This window comes from Gammaproteobacteria bacterium, assembly GCA_022340215.1.
In the GTDB taxonomy this organism is placed as follows: Bacteria; Pseudomonadota; Gammaproteobacteria; order JAJDOJ01; family JAJDOJ01; genus JAJDOJ01.
This window is the reverse complement of record JAJDOJ010000026.1, coordinates 1-20,481: the sequence shown is the minus strand read 5'-3', so window position 1 is coordinate 20,481 and position 20,481 is coordinate 1. Positions and strand designations below refer to the sequence as shown.

Below are 20,481 nucleotides of genomic sequence, written 5' to 3'. Positions count from 1 at the left end.
ACGAGGCCACGAAGCGACGCTCCGAGCGCGTCAAGCCCGGTCAGGATCCGCTGAGCTTCAAGGTCTTTGACCAAAAACGGTTCCAGCTCGACAAAAAATCCGAACCGCTCGGACACTTCGCCACACCAGGTCTGCATACCGAATGCGGCCTCCGACACCAACAGTTCACCGGGAACGAGAACCGTGTCGAATTCATTGGCGTAGTAGGACAGACGCCATTCAACGGGCAGGTCCGCCGGGTAAAATCCCGCTATCCAAGCGGGATGGTTCCATCCAAACGCCCCGATCTCAAGCAGGGCAGGAGCAGTCACATTGAAATCCGGCATCCGCCGTTTGCGCCGCGAGGATCCGTCCACCGAACCGGCCGCCATACACCGGTCCGCGGGACATCTCCCGTAGGTCCGAAAGCACAGGACCCGCACCTCCCTTGCGTGCAGGAGCCCCGAAAGACGAACATGGGATACGTTCCGCGGATCCACGCGACCTTCCTGGCCTGGACGCCGAACACATACCGCATTTCCTGTCGATGACTGTCAGTGTCTTTGACCAAAACGCCGAATCGATCGGAAACCATCGCCTTGTCGGAAGATTGCGCTTCCCGTGTCCCACCGATAAACGATCTGCTAGAGTCCCGCCAACCCCTGGCACGACAGCTCAATATGGAACCTTCGACGGACGACGCGGGCTCACACCACGAGAACATGCGTTCCCTGGCAATGGCCGTGATTCGTACGGAGGCCGCGGCGATACAGGCGCTCGCCGACCGAATCGACGAGCGTTTCACCCGCGCCTGCGACCTGATGCTCGTCTGCGAGGGACGCGTCATCGTGACCGGCATGGGGAAGTCGGGGCACGTCGGCGGCAAGATCGCGGCCACGCTCGCCAGCACCGGCACGCCGGCCTTCTTCGTCCACCCGGGCGAGGCGAGCCATGGGGACCTGGGCATGATCACCGCCAGGGACGTCGTCATCGCCATGTCCAACTCCGGCGAAACCGACGAGATCATCACCATCATACCGCTGATCAAGCGTCTCGGTGCGCCGTTGATCGCCCTGACGGGCAACTGCCGCTCCAGGCTGGGACGCGAGGCCGATGTCTGTCTCGATGTCAGTGTGGAACGTGAGGCCTGCCCCCTGGACCTGGCCCCGACCTCCAGCACCACCGCCACCCTGGTCATGGGCGATGCGCTGGCGGTCGCCCTGCTCGAGGCACGCGGCTTCAGTGCCGAGGACTTCGCGCGCACCCACCCGGCCGGGCGCCTGGGCCGGCGCCTGCTGCTGCACGTGGCGGACGTGATGAACACGGGCGAGGCAATCCCGGTGGTCGGGGCGGAGACCCTGCTGGTGCGAGCCCTGGTCGAGATCTCCCAGAAGGGACTCGGCATGACGACGGTGGCGAACCGGGAGGGCGCGGTGATCGGCATCTTTACCGATGGCGACCTGCGTCGCGCGATCGACCGGGACACCGACGTCCACGCCACGCCTATCGCCGAGGTCATGACCCATGGCCCGCGCACCGTGAGACCGGACCAGCTTGCCGTCGAGGCGCTAAAGTTGATGGAAGACCACCAGATCAACGCGCTGCCCGTGATCGACACCGGGGGTATGCTGGTCGGAGCGCTCAGCATGCACGATCTGCTGAGGGCCGGCGTTATTTAACCTCGGTGGGACGTGCCGCCGCGCCACCGGCGCCGGGTCCGGGTCCGGGTCCGGGCACGGAAAAATCTGTCCGGAACACCTATACTGCGCGCTCGATCACCACCATTCACTGCGCCCTGCGGGCAAGGGGACGGCGATGCAGGACATCCTTGAAAAGGCGAAACCGATCAAGCTGGTCATTTTCGATGTCGACGGGGTTCTCACCGACGGCTCGCTGTTCGTCGGTGACGACGGTCAGGAGTACAAGGCCTTCCACTCCCGCGACGGTCACGGCATCACCATGCTGCAGCGCACCGGCGTACAGATCGCCATCATCACGGGGCGTGTTTCCCGGGTCGTCGAACACCGTATGGCGGAACTCGGTATCGATCACGTCTACCAGGGGCGGCGCGAGAAGCTCCCGACCTTCAAGCAGCTGTTGAAGGAACTCAGGATCAAACCCGAGCAGACCGCCTACGTCGGTGACGACGTGGTCGACCTCCCGGTGCTCACCCGCGTCGGACTCGCGATTGCGGTTCACGACGCACACCCCCTGGTGAAACGGCACGCCGACTGGGTGACCGCCAGCGGGGGCGGGCGAGGCGCGGGACGCGAGGTCTGCGAGATGATCATGGAGGCCCAGGGGGTGCTCAACGAGGCGCTCGAGAGCTACCTGAAGTGACGTTCCGCAAGTGCCGAGGCGCTGCGTGTCCCAATGGGCGGTTTTAGGCAGGCACTGCTCTATGCGGGACTGGCCACAGGTGTATTCGGTCTGGCGCTCTGGCTACAGCAACTGCGTCTGGATATGGCCTTCACCCCGCCTGAGGAGACACCCCATGTGGCCTCGATGCAAATGGAAGGCGTCACCCTGCAGGTCTTCGGCGAAGACGGCCTGCCGTCCTACCGGATCGTTGCCCCGACGATGACACGCTTCGCGGACGACGACACGATGGAACTGGAGGCACCGCTGATGCAGGTGTTCAACCCCGGTCAGGCCGCGATGACGGTGCGATCCGAACGCGCCTGGCTGGCCTCGGACCGCAACGAGGTCCAGCTGCTCGGCGAGGCCCGCATCACACAGCCCGATTCGGGTAAGCGCAGCGGCTATACCGTGTACACGAGCGACGTCCACGTGTTTCCGCAGCGGCGCGAAGGCCTGACCGACCAGCCGGTCCTGACCGTCGGCGAGGGTTACCGAATCGAGGGCATGGGCGCAGACATCGACATGGACCGGGGGATCGTCAACCTGCACCGCGACGTACGCAGCACCTATCTCGCGAACCCGCTGGCCGATCCCCGAGCTGACGGACCCAAGCCGTGAATTCCCTCAGGGCCGTCCCGATGCCGCGCATCGTTCGTCTCGCGGCGGCAGTCGCGGCAGCGCTATCCCTGTCGGGGCCGCTAGCATCCTTCGCGCTGGACAGCGACCGCGATCGGCCGCTGGAGATCGAGGCAGACAGCGCGGAGTTCCGCGACCAGACCGAGACCGCGATCTATCGGGGAAATGTTCGGGCCGTCCAGGGCAGCCGCGTGCTCACGGGAGACATCGTCACCGTCGTCCTGCGCGGAGGCGAGGTGTCGGAGCTGGTTTCCGAAGGGGATCCGGCGACCTTTCACATGGTGCACGAAGACGGGGAACCGCTCGACGCGCAGTCGGAATACATGAAATACAAGGCACGTGAGGAGACCCTGCTGCTGCTCCGCAGTGCCACCGTGACCAAGGCGGATAACACGATCGAGAGCGACCGGATTTACTATCACATCCCCTCGGAGGTCGTCGATGCGGGAGAACCCGGAGGCAAGGGCCGGGTCCGAATGACCATCCTGCCCGGCAGAAAGAATGAGGCGCCGTAGTCCGCTCGCCTGTGCCTGCAGTCGCCAGGTCACGCACAGTCCATGCCGGTCCTGAGCGCTCAGGACCTCACGAAACGATTCCGCAACCGGCCGGTGGTGGACGGGGTTTCCATGCGCGTGTCGAGTGGCGAGGTCGTCGGGCTCCTGGGTCCTAACGGGGCCGGCAAGACCACCTGCTTCTATATGATCGTCGGACTCGTCCGTTGCGACGCGGGAAGGATCCTGCTCAACGACCGCCCGATCACGGACCTGCCGATGCACGTCCGGGCGCGGCTCGGGGTGGGCTACCTGCCCCAGGAGGCCTCGGTATTTCGCAACCTCTCCGTGCGTGACAACGTCCTCGCCGCCCTGGAAACCCGCCGTGACCTCGATCTCCGGGGACGAAATGCCGCCCTGGAGCGCCTGCTGGACGAGCTGCAGGTCGGACACATCGCCCGCAGCAAGGGAATCAGCCTGTCGGGCGGGGAGCGGCGCCGGGTGGAGATTGCCCGCGCCCTGGCGCTCGAACCGGCATTCATCCTGCTGGACGAGCCCTTCGCGGGCGTCGATCCGATCTCGGTCATCGACATTCAGCAGATCATCTCGCACATGGTTGACCGGGGGATCGGGGTACTGATCACCGACCACAACGTGCGCGAGACCCTCGGTATCTGCCGTCGTGCCTATATCCTGAACGAGGGAGGCATCATCGCCCAGGGAGAACCGGATGCCGTACTCGCGGACCAGCGCGTCCGAGAGGTGTACCTGGGGGAGAATTTCAGCCTTTAGCGCCCCCCCGGTCCGGTTGCCCGCAGCACGACACCCCTCCTGTGGTGCCATTAGCGTCCCTGCCAAGAACGAGAATTCTTGCTAGAGACAATCCGTTGAATGTTGAATTTCCAGGCAATTCGTCATTTGGCGCGCCGACGCACAAGTGCTGCCCGCCGCATGCGACACCACCGCGGTACGCATAATTGCCGTTGCGACGGGAGCTTGCCCTATAATTATGAGTAAAGAAGGCGGCAGATACCCTGCGGGGAGGGAACCCGCTGCGGATCGAGAAGGGTCGGATATCTCTCAAGATGACGTCACGAAAAATGCTTGCGGTCGAAACGCCTGGGAAAGCGGTGACGGGCGGCCGTTGAGCACATGCTGAAACCCTCGATACAACTCCGCGTCGGCCAGCACCTGGCGATGACACCCCAGTTGCAGCAGGCTATCCGGCTGCTGCAGCTTTCCACCCTGGAACTGCAGGCCGAGATCCAGGAGACGTTCGAACAAAACCCAATGCTGGAACACGTGGAAGACTCCACGGACGGCGCTTCAGCGGACGGTGAAGCGCCCGACGCCACACCGGAGCCGGATTTCCCCCGGAATGAGGGCAGCGCCGGGGGCGATGATTCGCCCGTGGAAACGAGCTGGGAGGACGTCTACCACAGCAGCACCGCATACGCTCCGGAATCGGAACGCGATCCGATGGACAACCGAAGCGGCGAAGGCGAGGGACTCAGGGAACACCTGCTCTGGCAACTGCGCATGACCAACCTGGTAGACCGGGACCGCGCCGTCGCCACGGCACTGATCGACGCCATCGACGAAGACGGCTACCTGTGCGAGTCGCTGGAGTCGATACGGCCCGACGCGGAGAACGGGGTCTACCTGGAGTCCGACGAGATCGAGGCCGTACTGCACCTGATCCAGCAGTTCGATCCAGTCGGATCCGGGGCCAGGGACCTGTCCGAGTGCCTGTTGGCCCAATTGTGGCAGTTCCCGCCCGACACACCGGGCCTGGTGGCCGCCCGCGATATCGTCCGGAATCACCTGGAACTGCTGGCGCAGCGCAACTTCAAGCGGCTAGCCCGTCTCCTGGGCACGACGGAAGCGGCATTGCAGCCCTCACTGGACCTGATCCAGTCGTTGAACCCCCGGCCCGGCGCGCAGATCGGCAGCGAAAGTCCCGGGTACATCGTTCCGGACGTGGTCGTCCACAAGGCAGGCGGTGTATGGCGCGTGGAAATGAATCCGGAAACGGCTCCGAAGCTGCGTATCAATTCGCTGTATGCCGGAATGGTCAAGCGGGCGGACCAGAGCGCGGACAACACCTACCTGAAGAACCAGCTGCAGGAAGCCCGCTGGTTCATCAAGAGTCTGCAGAGCCGCAATGACACCCTGCTCAGAGTGGCGACCGCGATCGTCGATCGGCAGCGCGCCTTCTTCGACTACGGCGACGAGGCGATGAAACCCATGGTGCTGAAAGACATCGCCGACCAGCTGGAGATGCACGAATCGACGATTTCCCGCGTGACGACACAGAAATACATGCACACGCCTCGCGGCGTCTACGAATTCAAGCATTTCTTCTCCAGCCACGTCGGTACGGCGGACGGCGGTACGTGTTCGGCAACCGCGATTCGGGCCATGATCCGCAAGCTCATCGCCGAGGAACCGCCCAACAAGCCATTGAGCGACAACAAGATTGCGTCGATACTGGAGTCAAAGGGGATCAACGTCGCCAGGAGAACGGTCGCCAAGTATCGCGAGGCGATCAATATCCCGTCGTCGAGCGAAAGGCGTCGGCCAGCCTGAATGGCCACGACGGCATACAGATCGAATCAACGGCAACGCGGGAGGCGGGCCGAATTGCCTGACATGATTGCCCGGTGCGGGTACACCGCCCTGCAAGGGGTGCACCCACGCGGAGCGTGGATCGTCCCACGGAACGCGGACACACGGACGCGTCCGCCGGCGCCGATCCGAGTACGGAAAATTGCCAGTCAGATAAGGAGTGACAATATGCAGATCAACCTCACTGGTCATCACATCGATATCACCAGCGCAATGCGCGACTACGTTCACGACAAGTTCGACCGTCTCGAACGTCACTTCACCCATGTCATCGACGCACATGTCATCCTCACCGTGGAGAAGCTCCGGCACAAGGCGGAGGCATCGATGCTGGTCAGCGGCAACCGGCTGTTCGCCGACGCGGTCGAGGACGACATGTATGCCGCCATCGACGGGCTGGTGGACAAACTGGACCGACAGGTCGTTCGCCACAAGGAAAAACTCAAGGACCATCACCGGCTTGAGGGCTCGCACCGCAACCTGAGTTGAGAAACCCCGGACCCGCTTTCCATCTATGATGCTTTTATAATGCTTTCGAACCTATTGACAAAGGAGCGCGTCTCGCTTCTCGAGCAAACGAGCAGCAAGAAGCGGGCGCTGGAGCTAATCGCCGATATGCTCTCGGGCGCCACCCCGGAGGTATCCGCCGAGCGGATCTTCGACGCCCTGAACGACAGGGAGCGCCTGGGCAGCACCGGTCTCGGCCATGGCGTCGCGATCCCGCACGGGCGCCTGGAGGGCGTGCATTCGGCGATCGGTGCTGTGCTGCGGCTCGATCGGGGAATCGACTACGATGCGCCGGACGGGATGCCGGTCAACCTCATGTTCGGGCTGGTGGTCCCTCAGGAGTCCACCGACGAGCATCTGGCGATCCTGTCGCGACTGGCGGAGCTGTTTGCCGACGATGCCTGTGTCGGAAGATTGCGCGAAGCCGGCAGTGCCGACGATTTCATCACCGTGATCGGAAACGAGAAACCGAGCTTCGCTGCCTGAGAGGGTCGCCTCGTGGCGTTCACACGCCACGGAACGCCCGAAGGGTGTCGTTTCAACCGACACCTGCGTTTGACGGCACGCGATGGACACCGCACGGCCCCTTCGAAAAGGGCCTGAGCGAACAGGTAGTCCAGGCACGGGAAACCGCGAGCAGGACGCAAGGCAGCGTCGTCGCCGATCGATCCACAGATGCCCTACACGGCCATGAACGAGCCCCTCACGATACAGAACCTCTACGACGACCTTTCCATGCGACTGGGCCTGGAGTGGGTTGGCGGGCAACAGGGTGCCCAGCGCGCCTTTTCCTCCAGCGCAGCCGCCGAGGGGCGCCGCCCCTCGTTGATCGGGCACTTCAACCTGATCCACTCCCATCAGGCGCAGGTGCTCGGCAACACGGAACTGGACTACCTGCGGCGGCTCGACCAGCACACATTCAAGGAAGCCTGCCAGCGGCTGTTCAAGAACGACTCGGTGGCCATTTTCATCACCTCCGGGCAATCCCCACCCGACCGGTTGCGTGAACTGGCGGAGCACTACGAGATCCCGGTGTTGCGCACCGCGCTGCCCAGCAACGAAGTCATCAATCACCTGCGCTATTATTTCACGCAGAAGCTGGCCGAGCGGGTGACCCTGCATGGGGTATTTCTCGAGGTGCTCAGTCTCGGCGTGCTGCTGACCGGAGACAGCGGGGTCGGTAAGAGCGAGCTGGCGCTCGAACTGCTGACACGGGGGCACCGGCTGATCGCGGACGACGCCCCCGAATTCGCGCGCATCGCGCCCGACGTCATCACCGGCACCTGCCCGCCGCTGCTGCAGGATTTTCTCGAGGTGCGCGGACTCGGGGTGCTCAACATCCGTGCGATGTACGGTGACAGTGTCATCAAAAAAGGCAAGCATCTGCGACTCATCGTCCATCTGAAGATTGCCGACTTGGAGGCCCTGACGACGGAGGATCGGCTACAGACCCGTCAGAAGACACGGGGTGTACTCGGACTGGAGATCCCGGTATTTACCCTGCCCGTCGCACCTGGCCGCAACCTGGCCGTCCTGGTGGAAGCGGCGGTCAGAAACCATCTCCTGCGGCTAAATGGATACAACGCCACCGAAGACCTTACCGCACGGCAACGTCGGGCGATGTCGTGAACCTTGGCCTCCTCTGCCCCCCGGTTCGGCCTCGGACCGGTCCCCTGGAGGCGCGGGTCTCCGAGATCCCGATTTGCGTCATGCCGCGTCTGGACAGATGTGGTGGAGACTGGCCAGTGAATCGTTTCGCATGCCGGTAACCGTTACCGGCGCGTTCACCACAAGCGTGTACACATCGAAATGAAACTCGTGGTCATCAGCGGCCTGTCGGGATCCGGCAAGTCCGTCGCGTTACACACCCTGGAAGACGAGGAGTTTCATTGCATCGACAATCTGCTTCCGGGGCTACTGGAGGCATTCGTCAGCCAGTTCCAGTCACAGGAACCGCACCTCTACGACAAGGCGGGAATCGGTATCGATGCGCGCACCGGGACGGGAGAATTGCGGCGGTTTCCGGCGCTGCTGAACAAGATCCGCCAGTCGGGTGTCGATGTCGAGGTCATCTTTCTACAGGCCGATACCGACACACTCCTGAAGCGCTTCAGCGAGACCCGGAGAAAGCACCCTCTGACACGCCAGGGGCTCCCGCTGTTCGACGCGATCAACCTGGAACGCGCCCTGCTCTCGGAGGTGGCGATGAACGCCGACATCGTCATCGACACCACCCGGACCAACCTCCACCAGCTACGTGCGACGATCCGCGATCGGGTCGGGAAACGGGACTCGACCCGCATGTCCCTGCTGTTCCAGTCATTCGGCTTCAAGCACGGGGTGCCAAATGACTCGGATTTCGTCTTTGACGTGCGCTGCCTGCCCAACCCCTACTGGGAACCCAGCCTCCGCGTTCTCACGGGCCAGGATGCCGAGGTCCGGTCGTTTCTGGAAAAGAGTGTGGCAGTGGACCAGATGTTCCAGAGCCTGAACGCCTTTCTCGACGCCTGGGTGCCGCGCTTCGCCGCCGAGAACCGCAGGTATCTCAGCGTCTCCATCGGTTGCACCGGTGGTCAGCACCGTTCCGTCTATCTGGTCGATCGCCTTACCGAACGATTCGGTGCGGACGACGCCCTGCTGGTCATCTCACGTCACCGGGAACTCGGCAACCTCTGAAGCGAACGAATCTCGAACCGGGTCCGACGCCCCCGGGCGGGGTCAGGGTGGATCGACGCAATCCGGCTGTCAAAATCGGTACGGGAAACCGGCAGCAACCGGATGCCGGGTATAGAATTTACCTGACAGGACAGCTACAGTTCGACAACGCGTTTGCGGGAGCCTCACGACCGTGTCCGTAGGTCTGCTGGTCATCACACACTCAGGCATCGGCAACGCCCTGCTCAAGACCGCCGAATCGATGCTGGGGTTCTGCCCGCTGCAGGTCGCGCTGGTCGAGGTGAGCGGGTCCTGCGAACCCGATGAAATCTACGCTCAGGCCCTCGAGACCTGCCGGCGCCTCGACCAGGGACAGGGAGTGCTGATCCTGACGGATATGTTCGGATCTACGCCGAGCAATATCGCAAGTCGTCTGGTGGACCGGATCGCCGTTCAGGCCGTAGCGGGCATCAGCTTGCCCATGCTGGTTCGCGTACTCAACTATCCCACGCTGAATCTTTACGAGCTCGTCAACAAGGCCATTACCGGGGGGCATGACGGCATCCTCCTTTGCGACAGCAGCGAATCCGACTGAACGACATCATGGTGAAACGTGACCTCAAGATCATCAACAAGCTTGGAATGCACGCACGAGCCGCGGCCAAGTTCGTCAACCTCGCCTCCAGCTTCGGAAGCGACGTCGAACTCGGCAAGGGCGACCGGATGGTCAATGGAAAGAGCATCATGGGTGTGATGATGCTCGCCGCCAGCCGCGGGACATCGGTTTCCCTGCGCGTCGAGGGGAACGACGAGGTAGAGGCGGCGGACAAGCTCGAAGAACTGGTACGTCAGCGCTTCGGCGAAGATGAATAGGCTGATGTCAGACACCGGAGGGATTGTCCGACACGAGCGACGCCACCCGCGCTGCAAGCGGGCGTCCACGGCGCACGCCGACGGATTTTCCGGCCCATGACACTCGGACTGAGCGGTATCGGTGTGTCGCGCGGCATTGCCATCGGCAGACTCGCCATGCTGCGCCAGGGCGCCTCCAACGTGTTCGAGCTGCGGCTCGATCCCGATCAGATCGAACCTGAGATCAGTCGCTTCCGCAACGCTGTGCAACAGGCGTCGCAGCAACTTCGCGTAATCCAGGACACCATTCCCGAGAGTACCCCAAAGGACGTCGCGGAGTTCATCGACACACACCTGCTCATGCTCGACGACGAGATGCTCTCCGAGGCGCCGGTCAACATCATCCGCGAACGCCGGTGCAACGCGGAGTGGGCCTTAAAGATCCAGCGAGACGATCTCGTCTCGGTCTTCGATCGGATGGAAGACCCGTACCTGCGCACCCGCCAGGACGATGTGAACTACGTCTTCGCGCGAATCCTGCGCGGCTTGCAAAGGGGAGAGGGGGGCGGTGAGACCCGCAGACTGTCCCACCGCATCATCGTGGCGGAATCGCTGTCCCCGGCGGACATCGTCTTTCTGCAACACAATCACATCGCGGGATTCATCACCGAGACCGGTGGCCCGTTGTCGCATTCCGCCATCCTAGCGCGAAGCCTGAAGATCCCCGCGGTGGTCGGCGTGCACACGGCCACCATGCTCCTGCAGGATAACGAGACCGTCATCATCGACGGCGCCTCAGGGCTGGTGCTCGCGGACGCCGACCAGGGTGTCGTCGCCGACTACCGACGTAAGCTGCGCGCGCAGGGTGAACGGCGCCGCGCGCTGCTCGCCCTGCGCGAGGCTCCCACGGTAACGCTCGACCGGCACCACATCGCGCTGCATGCGAACATCGAGTTGCAGGAAGAGGTTCGCTCGCTCAAGCAGGTCAGCGCGGAAGGGGTCGGTCTGTACCGCACGGAATTCCTCTACCTGAAACGGGACAGGCCGGCCGACGAGGAGGAACAGCTTCGCACCTACCGGCGTGTCGTCCGCGCGCTGGCTGGCAAGCCACTGACCGTACGAACACTGGATCTCGGCGCCGACAAGACCTGCAGCGACGAGTCCGCACACCCCCAGGGTCCCAACCCCGCACTGGGCCTGCGCGCGATCCGACGCTGCCTCAAACATGTCGACGCGTTCAAGCCGCAATTGCGCGCCATCCTTCGGGCGGCAGCGTACGGGCCGGTCCGCCTGATGTTCCCGATGCTCACCTCGATATCCGAATTGGATGCCGCGCTCGCATTGCTCGAACAGGTCAAGCGCGAACTCCGTCGCGAGCGCCGACGCTTCGACAACCGCATCGCCGTGGGGGCCATGATCGAGGTGCCCGCCGCGGCGTTTTCGGCTTCCGCATTCGCCGCGCGCCTCGACTTCATGTCGATCGGCACGAACGATCTCATCCAGTACACGCTCGCCATCGACCGCATGGACGATGAGGTCAACTACCTCTACGATCCCCTCCATCCCGCGGTGCTGGCCCTGATCAGCATGGCCCTGGAGGCGGGCAAGCAGGCCGAAATCCCGGTGTCGATGTGCGGTGAGATGGCCGGTGACACGCGCTACACCCGGCTATTACTCGGTATGGGCCTCAGGGAGTTCTCAACGCCACCCTCATCGCTGCTGGAGGTGCGTCAGGTGATCACCCGGAGTCGAATCGATCTGCTGCGGGATTCGTGCCGCGAGATCCTGAGCATGAGCGACCAGGGAGAGATCGCACAGCGTGTCAGGCAACTGAACGAGTCAGATCAGACGCGACAGGTCGCCGAGTGCTGAGACGGCGCTCCCGCCTCGGGGTCGATCGCGTGCACGGAAGGCGAAGCCGGCTCCGCCTCTCAGGCCTTGGGCAGGGTCACACCGGTCTGTCCCTGGTATTTCCCGCCCCGGTCCCGATAGGACGTCTCGCAAACCTCGTCGGATTCCAGGAAGATCACCTGGGCCACCCCTTCGTTGGCGTAAATCTTTGCCGGAAGCGGGGAGGTGTTCGAGAATTCGAGCGTGACGTGTCCCTCCCACTCGGGCTCGAGGGGGGTGACGTTGACGATGATGCCGCACCTGGCGTAGGTGGATTTCCCCAGACAGATCGTCAGGACGTTGCGGGGGATGCGGAAATACTCGACGGTACGCGCCAGCGCGAAGGAGTTGGGCGGGATGATGCACACATCGGACTCCAGGTCGACAAAGCTGTCCTCGTCGAAGCCCTTCGGGTCGACGATGGCGGAGTTGATGTTGGTGAAGATCTTGAACTGGCTGGAACAACGAACGTCGTATCCGTAGCTGGACGTACCGTAGGAGACGATGCGTCCGCTGTCGCCGTGGCGGACCTGAAGCGGCTCGAACGGCTCGATCATGCCGTGCGATCTCGCCATCCGCCTGATCCAGTTGTCCGACTTGATACTCATGCCACGACCTGCCTTCCCCCGGAACGCAAAGATGACCGCCTCCACGATAGAACGCTTCGGGAACCGGCCGCCCGCCCCGGTACGGGCGGGTCCACACGGTGCGGATCGCCCCGTGTCGTTCTGAAGACCCCGGCGCTTACCGAATCCTTCGGGCCTAGTTAGTATCCGTCCACAAACGCCTGCGTTTTTCTTCTCGACAACCTGTTGGATCCACTTCGCTCGATCCAACCTACGGGTTTTCTTGTGAGTTATGACATTCCGTAGGGTGGAACAAGCGCAGCGGTTCCACCATGACGGGTATTCTTGGACGCCAACTAGTTGTTCTGGATGACGATCTTCGGGAATTTCGCGCTGAAATCACGGCCCTGCGAAGCGAGTTTGCCTGCCGTCTTCCGGGCGATCTCCCGATAGATCTCGCTCACCCGGCTGTCCGGTGCGGAGACCACGGTCGGGTTCCCGCTGTCTGCCTGCTCGCGAATGCTCATGTCCAGCGGCAACTGGCCGAGGACCTCGACTGAGGACTCCTTGGCAAGGCGCGCCGCGCCGCCTTCTCCGAAGATCGGCTCTTCGTGGCCGCACTTGCTGCAGATATGGATGCTCATGTTCTCGACGACCCCGAGCACCGGAACCTCGACCTTCTCGAACATCTTCAGGCCCTTGCGTGCATCCAGCAAGGCGATGTCCTGCGGCGTGGTGACGATGACCGCACCGCTGACCGGGATCTTCTGCGCAAGGGTGAGCTGTACGTCGCCGGTACCCGGGGGCAGGTCCACCACGAGGTAGTCGAGGTTGCGCCAGTTGGTGTCGTTCAGCAGTTGCTCCAGCGCCTGGGTCACCATGGGGCCCCGCCAGATCATCGGTGTTTCCTCATCGATCAGGAAACCGATCGACATGGCCTGAAGACCGAAGGCCTCCATCGGTTCCAGGCTCTTGCCGTCGGTGGACTGGGGTTGTCCGGAAACGCCGAGCATGCGCGGCTGGCTGGGCCCGTAGATATCGGCGTCCAGGATACCAACCATCGCACCCTCGGATGACAGCGCCAGGGCCAGGTTTACCGCCGTGGTCGATTTGCCGACGCCACCCTTGCCGGATGCCACGGCAATGACGTTCTTGATGTTCTTCAGCGGCTTGAGATTCTTCTGGACCGAGTGCGCCTCGATGTTCCAGGTGACACCAACCTCGGCGCTGTCGACACCGTCGATGCCCTTCAGCGCCTGCGTCACCGTCGCGGCAAGCTGCTCCCGGTACCCCTTGGCCGGGTACCCCAGCGTGATGTCCACCTTAACGCTGCCGCCTTCGATCTTGATGTCCTTGACCGACTTGCCGGCCACCAGATTCTTGCCCGTATAAGGATCGATCAATGCCTTCAGGGCTTCCTGCACACGCTCTTTCGTCAACTCCGACATACTGATTCCTCGCTGGATCAACTGTTCCGTCCCGCACCGGAGCCGCCACAAACCGACTCCGTAACCGTCTGGCGGCACCGGGTCATCACAGATGGGGGGCTTGCCGGACGGACGCCCGGCGGCGGGATGCGATCAGGCGATTATATATCAGCCGGCCGACGGCTTAAACGACAGGATCACTGGGGGATTGACCGGTGCGCTAACCCCGTGGGATCGCACTGCTCGTAGCGGGGCCCGGGCCATGCTGATAAGGTATCGGCTCCCCATCGCCACCATTGCAGCCCAGAGCATGAACGAGACCGGGCCGAAAATGCTGGTCACCAGCGCCTTGCCCTACGCCAACGGACCGATCCACCTGGGGCACCTGGTCGAATACATACAGACCGACATCTGGGTCCGCTTCCAAAAGATGCTCGGGCGCGATTGCGTCTACGTGTGCGCCGACGACGCCCACGGCACCCCCATCATGCTCAAGGCCCGGGAACTGGGGGAATCCCCGGAAACCCTCATCGAACGGATCGGTTCCGAGCACCGGCGGGATTTCACCGACTTCCTGATCGAGTTCGACAATTACGGTTCCACGCATTCCGAACAGACGCGGCATTACGCGAACCTGATCTACGAACATCTGAGCGAGACGGGACACATCGCCACCCGCACCGTGGTGGATATGTACGATCCGGTCGAGGAGACCTTCCTGCCGGACCGCTTCATCCGCGGCACCTGTCCGCGCTGTGGCACCGAAGACCAGTATGGCGATTCCTGTGAGTCCTGCGGGGCGACCTATTCGCCGGCCGAGCTGCGCGACCCGCGTTCGGCGCTGAGCGGGGCCGCCCCCGTCGAGCGAGAGAACCTTCACTACTTCTTCAGACTGGGGGACTTCGAGGCCTTTCTCCGGGACTGGGTGTCCGGTGACCGCGTGCAGGAGCAGATCGCCCATAAGCTGAACGAGTGGTTCGAAGCCGGTCTCAGGGAATGGGACATCTCCCGCGACGCCCCCTACTGGGGGTTCGAGATTCCCGGCGCACCCGGCAAGTATTTCTACGTCTGGCTCGACGCCCCGATCGGCTACATGGGCAGTTACCGGCAGTATTGCGAACGGGAGGGGCTGAGCTTCGGCGAGGTTTGGGACCCCGGCAGCGACGCCGAGCTGTACCATTTCATCGGCAAGGACATTGCCTACTTCCACACCCTGTTCTGGCCCGCCATGCTGCACGGTGCGGGGTTGCGCACCCCGACGGCAGTCTGGTGCCACGGTTTCCTCACCGTCGACGGCGCCAAGATGTCGAAGTCCCGCGGCACGTTCATCATGGCACGGACCTACCTCGATCACCTCGACCCAGAATACCTGCGCTACTACTTCGCGGCCAAGCTGGGATCGGGCGTCGACGACATCGACCTCAATCTCAAGGACTTCATGGCGAGGGTGAACAGCGATCTGGTCGGCAAGGTCGTCAACATCGCCAGCCGCTGTGCAGGCTTCATCGTCAAACGTTTCGATTACGCGCTTTCCCAGCAGATTGCCGAGCCCGAACTGTACCGGGAGTTCGCGCGGCGGGGCGATGCCATCTCGGAACACTATCGACGGCGGGAATATTCGCGCGCGATGCGCGAGATCATGGCGCTAGCCGACCGGGCCAACCAATACATCGACGAAGCCGAACCGTGGATGCTGGTGAAGGACGAGACGCGCTGGCACGAGGTCCAGGACATCTGTAGCGTGGGGCTGAATCTCTTCCGCGCCCTGGTGACCTGGTTGAAACCGGTCCTGCCGCGGCTGGCCGAAGGCACCGAGGCCTTTCTCAATATCGCCCCACTGACCTGGGAGAGCCCGGGCACGCCCCTGACGGGACACCGGATCAACCGTTTCACACCCCTGATGAGGCGTGTAGAGCAGGAGGCGATCGACGCCATGACCGAGGACTCGACAGAACACCTGGCGCCCAGGAGGGCCGACGCGGCGCCGGCACGACCGCTCGTCGCGGAACCGATAGGCGACCCGATCGAATTCGCCGATTTTGCACGGCTGGATCTGCGCATTGCGCGCATCGCCGAGGCGTCCCACGTGGCGGGTGCGGACAAGCTGCTGCAACTGACGCTGGACTTAGGCGGAGAGACTCGCAACGTCTTCGCGGGTATCCGGCAGGCCTATGATCCCGTAGACCTCGAGGGCCGCCTGACGGTCATGGCGGCGAATCTCGCCCCGCGCAAGATGCGGTTCGGCGTATCCGAGGGCATGGTGCTGGCGGCGGGGCCAGGGGGCTCTGAAATTTTCCTCCTGTCGCCGGATGACGGGGCGAAACCCGGCATGCGGGTGAAGTAACGCCGGGCCGGGACCCGCCGCCTCCCGGGGTTCGTTCAAACTGGCATCAAGGGGTTACAATCGGGGTTTTCGACGGCAACCCCGATCGTAACCGGCACAGGGATCGATTCGTTGGCGCAATACGCTCTCATCCTGCTCAGCACCGTACTGGTCAATAATTTCGTCCTGGTCAAATTCCTGGGCCTGTGTCCGTTCATGGGTGTGTCGCGCAAGCTGGAAACGGCCATCGGCATGGGTCTGGCGACCACCTTCGTACTCACGCTCTCCTCGGTATCGTCGTATGTCGCAAACACCTGGCTGCTGGAGCCCCTGGGACTCGAGTACCTGCGCACGATCACGTTCATCCTGGTCATCGCCGCAGTGGTGCAGTTCACGGAGATGGTGGTCCACAAGACCAGCCCCCTGCTCTACAACATACTCGGGATCTTTCTCCCCCTGATCACGACCAACTGCGCGGTGCTGGGCGTCGCCCTGCTGAATGTCCAGCAGTCGCACGGGTTCGTGGAATCCGCCCTATACGGCTTCGGCGCCGCAATCGGGTTCACCCTCGTGCTGGTCATGTTCGCCGGGATCCGGGAACGTCTGGTCACCGCCGACGTTCCCGAGGTTTTCAAGGGTAACGCGATTGCGCTGATTACCGCGGGTCTGATGTCGCTCGCGTTCATGGGCTTCTCCGGACTGGTCAAGGCCTGACATGACGGAGATCCTCTACGCAACGGCCGCCATCGGTCTCCTGGCCGTCGTCTTCGGCGTCATCCTCGGATACGCGTCTGTCAGGTTCCGGGTAGAGGGCGATCCGGTCGTGGACCGTATCAATGCAATCCTGCCCCAGACCCAGTGCGGACAATGTGGATATGCGGGCTGCCGCCCCTACGCCGACGCCATGGCCTCGGGCGAAGCCGAGATCAATCATTGCCCACCAGGCGGCGAGCAGGTGATCGGTGAGCTTGCCGACCTGCTGGACCGCGAGGCGCTGCCGCTGGACGAGGAGAATGGCGTACATAAGGAGGTCATGGTCGCCGTCATCGACGAGCACACCTGCATCGGTTGTACACTCTGCATCCAGGCCTGCCCGGTCGACGCCATCCTCGGGGCGGCCAAGCAGATGCACACCGTCCTTGCCTCCGAATGCACCGGCTGCGAACTCTGCATTCCCCCCTGCCCCGTCGACTGCATCGAGATGATTCCCGTCGAACGCGACATCTTTTCCTGGAAGTGGTCGAACCCGGAGGAATTCCGGCAGTCCGCTACCGCAGCCCGCGTGCTTTCACCTTAGGCGATTGCCGGAAAATGGCGTACCAGATCGCGCCGGGTGAACTGCGAAGCAGTGAACGGCTTGGGCAGGAAGCCCAAGACCGGTGCCCAAGCAAAGCAGGGACAGCGCCGCGCCGGGATCGTTAGTCATCAAGGCGCGACATCAGGCGCATAGTCGAACTATGTCACTGTTGTCGCAACACAGAGGACGGACGAAAAGACAAGCAGGATGGTATGTCATTTGACAGAAATCGCCTTAAGCTGCGACCAACCGAGAGGTCCCGGTCTATGGACAAGACTGGGACGGTCGGGCAGAATTGTGGCATAAACCAGAAAACATCACGGTGCTCGCGTTTCCACACCGTTCGAGGCGCGTTCGCTCCAAGATGGCAAAAATACTGCTTCTGAACGGCCCCAATCTGAACCTGCTGGGACGGCGCGAGCCTGGTCACTACGGGACGGCTTCACTGGAGGCGGTGGTCGACTCGCTGCGTCTCCATGCACAGCAGAAGGGACACGAACTCGCGGATTTCCAGCACAACGGGGAAGGTGAGCTCGTCAGCCGGATCCACGGAGCGCTCGCCGAGGGGGTCGAGGCCATCATCCTCAATCCCGGCGCGTATACGCACACGAGCATTGCACTGCGCGACGCGCTGCTGGGGGTCGGGATCCCTTTCATCGAGGTCCACATCTCCAACATCTTTGCACGCGAAGAGTTCCGTCGGAACTCCTGGTTGTCGGACATCGCGCGTGGCGTCATCTCGGGCCTAGGGACCCCGGGTTACCATCTGGCATTGATCGCCATTGACGACTGGCTGAATCCACGGGGGCAATGGGATGGATATTCGCAAGATTAAGAAACTCATCGAACTCCTCGATGAATCGGGTATCGCAGAAATCGAGATCAAGGAGGGCGAGGAATCGCTGCGCATCAGCCGGCAGTGTACGACCCAGACCGTCGCTCTCTCCGCGGCGCCGTCCCCGGCGGTCGCACCAGCGGTGGCTTCCACCGCGGCGCAAGCCGATGAACCGGAAGAAGTCACCCATACCGGCCATAACATGACCTCACCGATGGTCGGCACGTTCTATCGCGCGCCCTCGCCCCAGGCAAAGCCGTTCGTGGATATCGGCCAGACCGTCGATGTCGGCGACACGCTGTGCATCATCGAAGCGATGAAGATGCTGAACCAGATCGAATCGGACAAGGCGGGTAAGATCTTGGCAGTCATGGTACAGAACGGGCAGCCCGTGGAATACGGCCAGACCCTGTTCATCATCGAGTGAACGGAATGACCCCCGTGTGCGTCATTCCGGGTCTTGCCGACCGAATCAACAGGCAGGTGCCCCATGCTTGAGAAGATCGTCATCGGCAATCGTGGCGAGATCGCGCTGCGGATCCTGCGCGCCTGTCGAGAACTCGGTATCCGGACCGTTGCGGTTCATTCCGATGTAGACCGGAACCTGATGCACGTCAGGCTCGCGGACGAGTCGGTCTGCATCGGTCCGGCACCTTTAGCAGAGAGCTACCTCAATATCCCGGCGCTGATCAGCGCCGCCGAGGTGACCGATGCGATGGCCATCCATCCTGGCTACGGCTTCCTTTCCGAGAATGCCGACTTCGCCGAGCGCGTCGAGTCGAGCGGGTTCATCTTTATCGGTCCACGCGCCGAAACCATCCGGCAGATGGGTGACAAGATCGCTGCCAAGAAGGTCATGATGGCCGCGGGTGTTCCCTGCGTACCGGGTTCCGAGGGTGAACTGAGTAGCGATCCCGAGATGAACATGGGTCTGGCCAAGGAGATCGGATATCCGGTGATCATCAAGGCCGCCGGAGGCGGGGGCGGGCGCGGCATGCGCGTGGTCCACGCCGAAGGCACCTTGCTGAACGCGATCTCCCTCACGCGGACCGAGGCAGGGGCGGCGTTCGGCAACGACACCGTCTACATGGAGAAGTATCTCGAGAACCCACGGCATATCGAATTCCAGGTGCTGGCCGATACCCACGGTAACGTCATCCACCTCGGGGAACGCGACTGCTCTATGCAACGGCGTCACCAGAAGGTCGTGGAAGAGGCGCCAGCCCCGGGGATTACCCCGGCGCAGCGCAGGGCGCTCGGGGAACGGGTCACGGAGGCCTGCCGTCAGATCGACTATCGCGGCGCGGGAACGTTCGAGTTCCTGTATGAGAACGGCGAGTTCTACTTTATGGAGATGAACCCCCGCGTGCAGGTGGAGCACCCCGTCACCGAGATGATCACCGGCGTCGACATCGTCAAGGAGCAGCTTCGCATCGCCGCCGGAATGGAACTGGGCATCCGCCAGGCGGACGTCAAGCTCGAAGGTCATGCGATCGAATGCCGCATCAATGCTGAGGACCCGACGAACTTCATGCCCTCGCCCGGGACCATCACGCACTTTCACAGTCCCGGGGGTCCGGGGGTGCGGATGGATACCCATGTCTACAACGGCTACGTGGTACCTCCCTACTACGATTCCATGATCGGCAAGTTGATCACCTACGGCGACGACCGCGAGTCCGCGATCGCCCGGATGTGCGGTGCGCTGAGCGAGATCATCATCGACGGTATCAAGACGAATATCAAACTGCACCGTGAGATCATGTCGGATGCCGCGTTTCGCAGAGGCGGAACCAACATCTACTACCTCGAGAACAAGCTCTCGTCGATGATGGCCGGGGCCACGTGAACCATGGCACCACGGTCTGGGCGAATCCCGACAGACCGCGAATAGCTTAGGCGATTGCCGGAAAATGACATACCAGATCGCGCCGGGTGAGCTGCGAAGCAGTGAACGGCTTGGGCAGGAAGCCCAAGACCGGTGCCCAAGCAAAGCAGGGACAGCGCCGCGCCGGGATCGTTCGTCATCAAGAC

22 protein-coding genes are annotated in these 20,481 nt (G+C 62.7%); 19 read left to right on the top strand and 3 right to left on the bottom strand.

All coding sequences use genetic code 11. The features are described from left to right. The coding region (locus LJE91_01755) for a hypothetical protein (GenBank protein MCG6867480.1) at positions 1–326 on the bottom strand (326 nt) is incomplete at its 3' end. Positions 327–701: 375 nt separating this feature from the next. On the opposite strand from LJE91_01755, the gene LJE91_01750 reads away from it, so the two are divergent. From LJE91_01750 to ptsP, 13 genes are all read left to right on the top strand, one after another. Then, a complete protein-coding gene (locus tag LJE91_01750; protein MCG6867479.1) occupies positions 702–1,658 on the top strand; it encodes a KpsF/GutQ family sugar-phosphate isomerase in 957 nt (318 codons plus the stop codon). Positions 1,659–1,794: 136 nt separating this feature from the next. After that, complete coding sequence (gene kdsC, locus LJE91_01745) at positions 1,795–2,319, top strand: 3-deoxy-manno-octulosonate-8-phosphatase KdsC (protein ID MCG6867478.1); 525 nt, start codon at positions 1,795–1,797, stop codon at positions 2,317–2,319. A gap of 33 nt (positions 2,320–2,352) precedes the next feature. Further along, positions 2,353–2,958, top strand: coding sequence for an LPS export ABC transporter periplasmic protein LptC (gene lptC / locus LJE91_01740; protein MCG6867477.1), 606 nt, complete (start codon positions 2,353–2,355; stop codon positions 2,956–2,958). After that, positions 2,955–3,491, top strand: a complete 537-nt coding sequence (lptA, locus tag LJE91_01735) for a lipopolysaccharide transport periplasmic protein LptA (GenBank protein MCG6867476.1) — start codon at positions 2,955–2,957, stop codon at positions 3,489–3,491. The genes lptC and lptA overlap by 4 nt, the downstream gene beginning before the upstream one ends. A 42-nt stretch (positions 3,492–3,533) precedes the next feature. Continuing rightward, positions 3,534–4,259 (top strand): LPS export ABC transporter ATP-binding protein, encoded by a 726-nt coding sequence (gene lptB, locus LJE91_01730; protein MCG6867475.1) that lies wholly within the window; start codon positions 3,534–3,536, stop codon positions 4,257–4,259. A 360-nt stretch (positions 4,260–4,619) separates the two neighbouring features. Beyond that, a complete protein-coding gene (locus LJE91_01725; GenBank protein ID MCG6867474.1) occupies positions 4,620–6,056 on the top strand; it encodes an RNA polymerase factor sigma-54 in 1,437 nt (478 codons plus the stop codon). A gap of 207 nt (positions 6,057–6,263) precedes the next feature. Beyond that, on the top strand, positions 6,264–6,584 hold the full coding sequence (gene raiA / locus LJE91_01720) for a ribosome-associated translation inhibitor RaiA (GenBank protein MCG6867473.1): 321 nt from the start codon (positions 6,264–6,266) through the stop codon (positions 6,582–6,584). 36 nt (positions 6,585–6,620) lie between these two features. Continuing rightward, complete coding sequence (locus LJE91_01715) at positions 6,621–7,088, top strand: PTS sugar transporter subunit IIA (GenBank protein MCG6867472.1); 468 nt, start codon at positions 6,621–6,623, stop codon at positions 7,086–7,088. Between the two features lie 189 nt (positions 7,089–7,277). Beyond that, positions 7,278–8,231, top strand: coding sequence for an HPr(Ser) kinase/phosphatase (gene hprK / locus LJE91_01710; protein ID MCG6867471.1), 954 nt, complete (start codon positions 7,278–7,280; stop codon positions 8,229–8,231). A gap of 180 nt (positions 8,232–8,411) precedes the next feature. Continuing rightward, positions 8,412–9,278: an RNase adapter RapZ gene (gene rapZ / locus LJE91_01705; protein ID MCG6867470.1), complete on the top strand. Its 867-nt coding sequence runs from the start codon at positions 8,412–8,414 to the stop codon at positions 9,276–9,278. Between the two features lie 172 nt (positions 9,279–9,450). Then, complete coding sequence (locus LJE91_01700; protein MCG6867469.1) at positions 9,451–9,852, top strand: PTS fructose transporter subunit IIA; 402 nt, start codon at positions 9,451–9,453, stop codon at positions 9,850–9,852. 8 nt (positions 9,853–9,860) lie between these two features. After that, positions 9,861–10,130 (top strand): HPr family phosphocarrier protein, encoded by a 270-nt coding sequence (locus LJE91_01695; GenBank protein MCG6867468.1) that lies wholly within the window; start codon positions 9,861–9,863, stop codon positions 10,128–10,130. Between the two features lie 96 nt (positions 10,131–10,226). Continuing rightward, positions 10,227–11,981, top strand: a complete 1,755-nt coding sequence (ptsP, locus tag LJE91_01690) for a phosphoenolpyruvate--protein phosphotransferase (GenBank protein MCG6867467.1) — start codon at positions 10,227–10,229, stop codon at positions 11,979–11,981. A gap of 59 nt (positions 11,982–12,040) precedes the next feature. Here the strand turns inward: ptsP and dcd are convergent, their stop codons facing one another. Next, positions 12,041–12,607, bottom strand: a complete 567-nt coding sequence (gene dcd / locus LJE91_01685; GenBank protein MCG6867466.1) for a dCTP deaminase — start codon at positions 12,605–12,607, stop codon at positions 12,041–12,043. Between the two features lie 314 nt (positions 12,608–12,921). Beyond that, positions 12,922–14,013, bottom strand: a complete 1,092-nt coding sequence (apbC, locus tag LJE91_01680; protein MCG6867465.1) for an iron-sulfur cluster carrier protein ApbC — start codon at positions 14,011–14,013, stop codon at positions 12,922–12,924. Positions 14,014–14,302: 289 nt separating this feature from the next. Between apbC and metG the strand changes: the two genes are divergently transcribed. From metG to accC, 6 genes are all read left to right on the top strand, one after another. After that, on the top strand, positions 14,303–16,336 hold the full coding sequence (gene metG, locus LJE91_01675) for a methionine--tRNA ligase (protein ID MCG6867464.1): 2,034 nt from the start codon (positions 14,303–14,305) through the stop codon (positions 16,334–16,336). A 111-nt stretch (positions 16,337–16,447) separates the two neighbouring features. Beyond that, a complete protein-coding gene (gene rsxA, locus LJE91_01670) occupies positions 16,448–17,029 on the top strand; it encodes an electron transport complex subunit RsxA (GenBank protein ID MCG6867463.1) in 582 nt (193 codons plus the stop codon). A gap of 1 nt (position 17,030) precedes the next feature. Further along, complete coding sequence (gene rsxB / locus LJE91_01665; protein MCG6867462.1) at positions 17,031–17,612, top strand: electron transport complex subunit RsxB; 582 nt, start codon at positions 17,031–17,033, stop codon at positions 17,610–17,612. A 364-nt stretch (positions 17,613–17,976) separates the two neighbouring features. Beyond that, positions 17,977–18,447 (top strand): type II 3-dehydroquinate dehydratase, encoded by a 471-nt coding sequence (aroQ, locus tag LJE91_01660; protein ID MCG6867461.1) that lies wholly within the window; start codon positions 17,977–17,979, stop codon positions 18,445–18,447. Further along, positions 18,428–18,874, top strand: a complete 447-nt coding sequence (accB, locus tag LJE91_01655) for an acetyl-CoA carboxylase biotin carboxyl carrier protein (GenBank protein MCG6867460.1) — start codon at positions 18,428–18,430, stop codon at positions 18,872–18,874. The genes aroQ and accB overlap by 20 nt, the downstream gene beginning before the upstream one ends. A gap of 63 nt (positions 18,875–18,937) precedes the next feature. Next, on the top strand, positions 18,938–20,296 hold the full coding sequence (gene accC / locus LJE91_01650; GenBank protein ID MCG6867459.1) for an acetyl-CoA carboxylase biotin carboxylase subunit: 1,359 nt from the start codon (positions 18,938–18,940) through the stop codon (positions 20,294–20,296). Positions 20,297–20,481: the final 185 nt, after the last annotated feature.

What these genes read in the sequence shown, in the direction of transcription:
- dcd (MCG6867466.1), bottom strand. Translation starts at nt 12,607, where the DNA reads ATGAGTATCAAGTCGGACAACTGGATCAGGCGGATGGCGAGATCGCAC.
- rapZ (MCG6867470.1), top strand. Translation starts at nt 8,412, where the DNA reads ATGAAACTCGTGGTCATCAGCGGCCTGTCGGGATCCGGCAAGTCCGTC.
- LJE91_01750 (MCG6867479.1), top strand. Translation starts at nt 702, where the DNA reads ATGCGTTCCCTGGCAATGGCCGTGATTCGTACGGAGGCCGCGGCGATA.
- hprK (MCG6867471.1), top strand. Translation starts at nt 7,278, where the DNA reads ATGCCCTACACGGCCATGAACGAGCCCCTCACGATACAGAACCTCTAC.
- LJE91_01695 (MCG6867468.1), top strand. Translation starts at nt 9,861, where the DNA reads ATGGTGAAACGTGACCTCAAGATCATCAACAAGCTTGGAATGCACGCA.
- aroQ (MCG6867461.1), top strand. Translation starts at nt 17,977, where the DNA reads ATGGCAAAAATACTGCTTCTGAACGGCCCCAATCTGAACCTGCTGGGA.
- apbC (MCG6867465.1), bottom strand. Translation starts at nt 14,013, where the DNA reads ATGTCGGAGTTGACGAAAGAGCGTGTGCAGGAAGCCCTGAAGGCATTG.
- metG (MCG6867464.1), top strand. Translation starts at nt 14,303, where the DNA reads ATGAACGAGACCGGGCCGAAAATGCTGGTCACCAGCGCCTTGCCCTAC.
- ptsP (MCG6867467.1), top strand. Translation starts at nt 10,227, where the DNA reads ATGACACTCGGACTGAGCGGTATCGGTGTGTCGCGCGGCATTGCCATC.
- rsxB (MCG6867462.1), top strand. Translation starts at nt 17,031, where the DNA reads ATGACGGAGATCCTCTACGCAACGGCCGCCATCGGTCTCCTGGCCGTC.
- lptB (MCG6867475.1), top strand. Translation starts at nt 3,534, where the DNA reads ATGCCGGTCCTGAGCGCTCAGGACCTCACGAAACGATTCCGCAACCGG.
- accB (MCG6867460.1), top strand. Translation starts at nt 18,428, where the DNA reads ATGGATATTCGCAAGATTAAGAAACTCATCGAACTCCTCGATGAATCG.
- LJE91_01725 (MCG6867474.1), top strand. Translation starts at nt 4,620, where the DNA reads ATGCTGAAACCCTCGATACAACTCCGCGTCGGCCAGCACCTGGCGATG.
- kdsC (MCG6867478.1), top strand. Translation starts at nt 1,795, where the DNA reads ATGCAGGACATCCTTGAAAAGGCGAAACCGATCAAGCTGGTCATTTTC.
- raiA (MCG6867473.1), top strand. Translation starts at nt 6,264, where the DNA reads ATGCAGATCAACCTCACTGGTCATCACATCGATATCACCAGCGCAATG.
- lptC (MCG6867477.1), top strand. Translation starts at nt 2,353, where the DNA reads ATGGGCGGTTTTAGGCAGGCACTGCTCTATGCGGGACTGGCCACAGGT.
- accC (MCG6867459.1), top strand. Translation starts at nt 18,938, where the DNA reads ATGCTTGAGAAGATCGTCATCGGCAATCGTGGCGAGATCGCGCTGCGG.